Origin of the sequence: Prevotella brunnea, assembly GCF_008016795.1 — a bacterium.
Taxonomy (GTDB): domain Bacteria; phylum Bacteroidota; class Bacteroidia; order Bacteroidales; family Bacteroidaceae; genus Prevotella; species Prevotella brunnea.
Genome location: NZ_SDIK01000079.1, coordinates 1 through 5,631, shown reverse-complemented (window position 1 = coordinate 5,631; position 5,631 = coordinate 1). Strand labels below are relative to the sequence as shown.

General features: G+C 44.7%; 3 protein-coding genes. All 3 read right to left on the bottom strand.

The annotated features are described in order from the left end of the window. Positions 1-432: 432 nt before the first annotated feature. The 3 genes from ETF27_RS09705 to ETF27_RS09695 all read right to left on the bottom strand — a co-directional run bounded on the left by ETF27_RS09705 (position 433) and on the right by ETF27_RS09695 (position 5,372). Entirely contained in the window at positions 433-2,553 is a 2,121-nt protein-coding gene (locus ETF27_RS09705) for a S46 family peptidase (protein WP_130830273.1), read from the bottom strand. Positions 2,554-2,629: 76 nt separating this feature from the next. After that, positions 2,630-4,123 (bottom strand): oligosaccharide flippase family protein, encoded by a 1,494-nt coding sequence (locus ETF27_RS09700; RefSeq protein WP_130830274.1) that lies wholly within the window; start codon positions 4,121-4,123, stop codon positions 2,630-2,632. A gap of 22 nt (positions 4,124-4,145) precedes the next feature. Further along, on the bottom strand, positions 4,146-5,372 hold the full coding sequence (locus ETF27_RS09695) for a nucleoside recognition domain-containing protein (RefSeq protein ID WP_130830275.1): 1,227 nt from the start codon (positions 5,370-5,372) through the stop codon (positions 4,146-4,148). Positions 5,373-5,631 lie beyond the last annotated feature (259 nt).

Below are 5,631 nucleotides of genomic sequence, written 5' to 3'. Positions count from 1 at the left end.
GTAATCTATTGATAATCAGGATGATATTAATTGCGATTTAAAAGCTTAGCTTTTGCACTCCGATTCATGACCTTTTGCATTGCAAAAGCTTAGCTTTTACGGAGCAAAAGGTAAGCTTTGGACAAATGAATGAAGAAAATTTAGGACATTATTGAATTTTTCCCATATCGCCGGGAAGGATTTTCGCGTTTTCAACGATCCGGCTAAACAAAGATTATATTTGTCTTTTGTCTTGTCTCGGGCAGGCGCAGGTGGTGTCATGGGTTCGCAGAGTATGGTTTTTTAGTCAGTAAATTACTGAATAACAAGCCCATATCATCGATATGTTTTTAATAACGGTCATTAGAAAAAGCACTAAAGTGATTTCTAATGACCGATTTGGGTTTAATGAATTATGTCAATTTCGCATTGAGCGAATGAAGCATGAGGATTTTATTTTGGGTTGATTTCCTTTAACAGTCGATCTGCATGCCCCCATTTATCCATCATATAGAGAACGTAGCGGATATCAACGCCGATACAACGTGCGAGGTTGCGATCGAAGTTGATGTCGGAACTAAGACTATCCCAGTTACCATCGAAAGCAAGTCCTATGAGTTGTCCTTTGCCATCGAACATGGGTGAGCCGGAATTACCTCCGGTGATGTCGTTATTGGTGAGGAAGCAGAGTTGCATTTTGTTTGTTGTCTTGTCTTGATAGCGTCCGAAGTCCTTTGCGCTGAGCAATTCTTTCATGACAGGCTCCACTTTATAATCATCGATTTCATTGGCTTTATTGAATTTTTCCACCATGCTTTCTGCGGTGGTGTAATAGCCACTGTTGAATAATCCCATCATGTATCCGCCCACTTGTCCATAACTTAGGCGCATGGTGAAGTTGGCATCACTGTAATGTGGCATATCCATTTCCATCTGTAGTTTTGCTTGGCATAGTTTCTTCTCCTCTGCCTGTATCTGTTCGCGAATGGTGGCAGACTTCAGAGCGAGAGTCATGAACTTATGCATTAGTTCTTTCCCTACTTGTACTGCAGGGTCTTTCATGAATTTCTTTTCATCATTGGGATAGAACTTTGCACCTTTAACGAATACTTTGCTCTTCTTGTAAAGATAGTCGGTGTATTTGTCGAAATCTCCTCCAAACTTTAATTTCACGGTTTTGAAGAATGCGGGATGATACTCTTCCGGCAACATCTTTGCAAAGTTTTTCATCATGGCGGCAGTCAGTTCTTTGTCGAGCGCATAGTTCCATTCGTTGCTATTGTCTTTGAATTGATAGTATTGCTTCATGGGTCGGTCGTCCGAACCTTCGAGTTGCAAATCTTGGCTGAGTCGGATTGCGCGTTTGAAGAATTCCGTTGTCTTCCAAAACGATTCCTGTGCATAGTTTAGGGCATTGGATAAGGGTCGAGCCTCAGCATATAGGCTTTCCAACTTCTTGAAATCCACATCTGTTGTGGGATCTTTCGTTTCCTGCGCATTGAGCCATTCTCTTATCTTCGCTTCATATTCGGCTTTTTGCGCAATGAGTCCGATGGAGTCGATACATTTATTCATACCCATGGAGTTCTTCCAATAGTTGGCAGAGCTTGCGTATCCATCTTCGTACTGAATGCGCGTCGCCTCATCCGCGTCCATGTATTTCTTCATGATGGCAAGTTTGATGGTGCGGGTTTGCACTCTTATGGCATTACCAATGTCGCGACGTTCCCGAATGCCGTATGATGAAAGATAACGGCTGGTGCTTCCCGGATATCCTATGGTCATGGCAAAGTCCTTGTCCTTGTATCCTTGTAAGCTCACCGGCGCCCAATGTTCGGGGTGATAGGGCACATTATCTTTCGAGTAGCTTGCCGGTCCGTTTGTCTTCGGGTCGGCATAGATGCGGAACACGGAGAAGTCGCAAGTTTGTCTTGGCCACATCCAGTTGTCTGTGTCGCCTCCGAACTTGCCCATGCTCTTTGGCACGGTGAAGACCAATCTCAAGTCGGTGAAGTCCTGATAAGTCGTAGCATAGTATTTGTTACCCTCATAGAAAGGATTTATTTCTACATGCAGCGTCTTGTCTATGCGTTTCACAGAATCGGTGAGAACGTTGGTGAGCGAGTCTAAAGCGGCATCTTGCTGCTCGCTGTCCTTTCCCATGATAAGGGAATTTACACGGTTCGTGATGTCTTCCTGTCCTCTCATGAAAGAAACGAACATATCTTTATTGGGAAGTTCTTCGCTGTAGCTCTTGGCATAAAAGCCATCACGCATATAGTCGTGTTCCACGGTGGAATGGGAGTTGATTGCACCGAATCCACAATGGTGATTGGTGAAAACGAGACCATCCGGCGAAACTACCACTCCGGAACAAAACCCGGAGAAATTTACAACGTAATTACTGATGGCATTGGGGCTGTTAAACAGTTGGTCGCAAGGTAACTGAAATCCGTAATCCACCATCTGTGTGTAAACAGCTTCGGGAAGATTGTAAAGCGTCCACATGCCTTCATCGGCTTGAGCCGTGCTCATTGCCATCATACCGGCAAGGACTAAGGTTGATTTCTTCATAATAATTTGGATTGTTAATGATTGATTATCTTGATTTTTGTTGTGAGTTTCATTCTATCTCGTTAGATTGGGAAAACTATTTCTGAAATTTCTTGCCGATAAAAGGAAGTTTAGCCAATGGGAAATCACGCTTTACGATTATCGCCATAAAAGCCAGGACAATTAAGGTGTTCACTGCCAACGCGCCCAAAGAGGGAAGGAAGGCGTTGGATGCCGTGATGCCACCGAAGCAGATAAGAGCCGTCAGTACATAGAACATGATTTCCCTGACAGGATAATTGATGGGATAATACTTTTGACCGAAGTAATAGCTCAGCAACATACTGACAGCATAGGAAACGAAGCCTGCCCATGCGCATGCCCAATAGCTGAAACGAGGAATGAACAGGAGGTCTATCGCTATCAAAACCACGGCTCCGATGCCGGAAAAGTAAGCTCCCCATATCGTTCTGTCGGTGAGCTTGTACCAAAAGCTTAGGTTGAAGAAGATGCCAAACATGATTTCGGCTGCCATCACGATGGGAACAATCTCCAATCCTTCCCAATAGCTGCGCCCCACAACATACCGAAGGATGTCCATATATGCCATAACGGACAAGAAAGCCAAAAGCGTAAAGATGACATAAAACTTCATGGCATTGGCATAAGTTTCCTTGTTGTCCTTGTCCTTTGACTTGCCAAAGACGAAAGGTTCGTAGGCATAGCGGAAGGCCTGAGTAATCATGACCATGATCATGGCTATTTTAATGCACGCTCCGTAGATGCCAAGTTGCGTGCGTGCTTCAGCTGCCGAACCATCGAAGACATAAGGGAAGATGATTTGCGAGGCACATTGGTTGAGTTGTCCTGCCAATCCCATTATTAATAAAGGGAAGGTGTAGCCAAGCATACGCCTGCAAACGGTTTTGTCGAATTCGTGCCGAATGCCTGCCAACTCTTTCCAAAGCAATAGCAACGTAAGCAGAGTGCAGAACAAATTGATATAGAACACCCACACCACGTTGAGTGTGTAATGGGCATCGTAAATACCGAACGGATTAAATTGAAGAGAAGGAAACACTACCAAGTAAAGTAGAGTGAGGACGATGTTGAAAGTAATATTCAGTATTTTCAACGTGGCAAACTTGATGGGTCGATGCTTGCAGCGCAGGTAAGCGAACGGAATGGCGGCAAAAGCGTCAATGGCTACCGTGATATACATGACTATGATGTATTCCGGATGGTCTGAATAACCCAATAGTGAAGCTATAGGCTGATTGAAGAGGATGATAATTGCCATGAATAGCAACGATGTAGTACCCACCATTTTCAAAGTAGTAGCATAGACCGTATCGGGATTCTCGCCCTTTTTGCTCATGAACCTGAAGAATGTGGTCTCCATACCATAGGTAAGAATCACTATCAACAAAGCCACGTAGGCATAAACGTTGGTAATGATGCCGTATTGCCCTCCCGCGGCATTGAATTTGGCGGTTTGTATGGGTACCAACAGATAGTTGATGAAGCGAGCGGCTATGCTGCTAAGTCCGTAGATAGCCGTATCTTTTGCCAATGATTTTAAGTTTGCCATTTATATAATATTGCTTTTTCGTTTAGAAGAACACGTAGCAGATGCCGATGGCGGCTATCACGCCTGCCAAATCGGCAAGCAATCCGCATGCCACCGCGTGCCTTGTGTAGCGAATACTCACACTGCCGAAATAAACCGCCAAGACATAGAACGTCGTATCGGTGGAACCTTGGAAAATACAGCTCAATCTTCCGGCAAAGGAATCGGCACCGAAATGCTTCATAGTCTCAAGCATCAAACCTCTGGCACCACTCCCGGAGAGTGGTTTCATGAAAGCGGTGGGCAGACCATCAACGAATTGCGTGTCCAATCCGCATACCTCCACGCAGCTTCTGACGCCCTGAATAAGCAAATCCATTGCTCCCGATGCGCGAAAGACTCCCACAGCCACCAAGATGGCCACCAGATAGGGAATAATTCTCACGGCAGTGGTGAACCCTTCTTTTGCCCCTTCGATGAAAGCGTCATAAACGTTTATCTTCTTGAGAAAGCCTGCCACTATGAAAAGTACGATAATCGACATGAGGATGAGGTTGGAAGCAACCGATGTTACCATTCCCATGGTTTGTTGATCCATCTGCCCAAAGCCCCAAATCACCAGCCCTACAAAACCAATCAGTCCTACGAGAGTAGCGAGCAAGACGGGTTGCAACAAGTTAATGCGTTGCCAGACAGATGTAATAATGATACCAGCTATCGTGGCGACAGTGGTTGCCAGCAAGATGGGGATGAACACATCTGTAGGCGAAACGGCACCGTTGGCACTGCGGAAAGCAAGAATGCTGGTGGGAATGATGGTCAGCCCCGAAGTATTCAGCACCAAAAACATAATCATGGGATTGGTTGCAGTATCCTTCTTCACATTCAATTCCTGCATTTGTGCCATGGCTTTCAGACCGGTGGGCGTGGCGGCATTGTCGAGTCCCAACATGTTGGAAGCAATATTCATGAATATCGATCCCATGACGGGATGGTTTCTCGGAATATCAGGGAAGAGCTTTGTAAACACGGGACTCAACATTCGTGCCAATACGTTTACCACTCCTGCCCGCTCGCCAATCTTCATGATGCCCAGCCATAGTGCCAACACGCCGGTTAATCCGAGTGAAACTTCAAAAGCCGATTTCGAGGAGTCGAAAGTAGCATCCACCATCTCTTGGAATATCGATGTATCGCCCATGAATAGTCCAATGACTCCGAAAGCGAAGGCAATCAAAAAGAAAGCTATCCAAATATAGTTTAAAACCATTACTTATGTTTATGCGGTTGTATTCGTTAGGCAAAAGTAATACTTTTTGTCGATACTCGCAATATATAATGGTGAAAACTAAATGGATAAAAGCTTTCTGCTCGTTGCTCATTTCTCCTATCCGACAAATTATTCAGTTCAGAATCAATAGTGTCCTAAATAATTTTGTGCCCCCACACAAGGTTTCATCAAATCATGAGACTTGATGCATTTTGTTTCAATGGCGAATAACACATACTGTCTTATACGGATTTAGCTT

Coding starts and splice junctions, on each gene's coding strand:
- ETF27_RS09705 (WP_130830273.1), bottom strand. CDS start 2,553: ATGAAGAAATCAACCTTAGTCCTTGCCGGTATGATGGCAATGAGCACG.
- ETF27_RS09700 (WP_130830274.1), bottom strand. CDS start 4,123: ATGGCAAACTTAAAATCATTGGCAAAAGATACGGCTATCTACGGACTT.
- ETF27_RS09695 (WP_130830275.1), bottom strand. CDS start 5,372: ATGGTTTTAAACTATATTTGGATAGCTTTCTTTTTGATTGCCTTCGCT.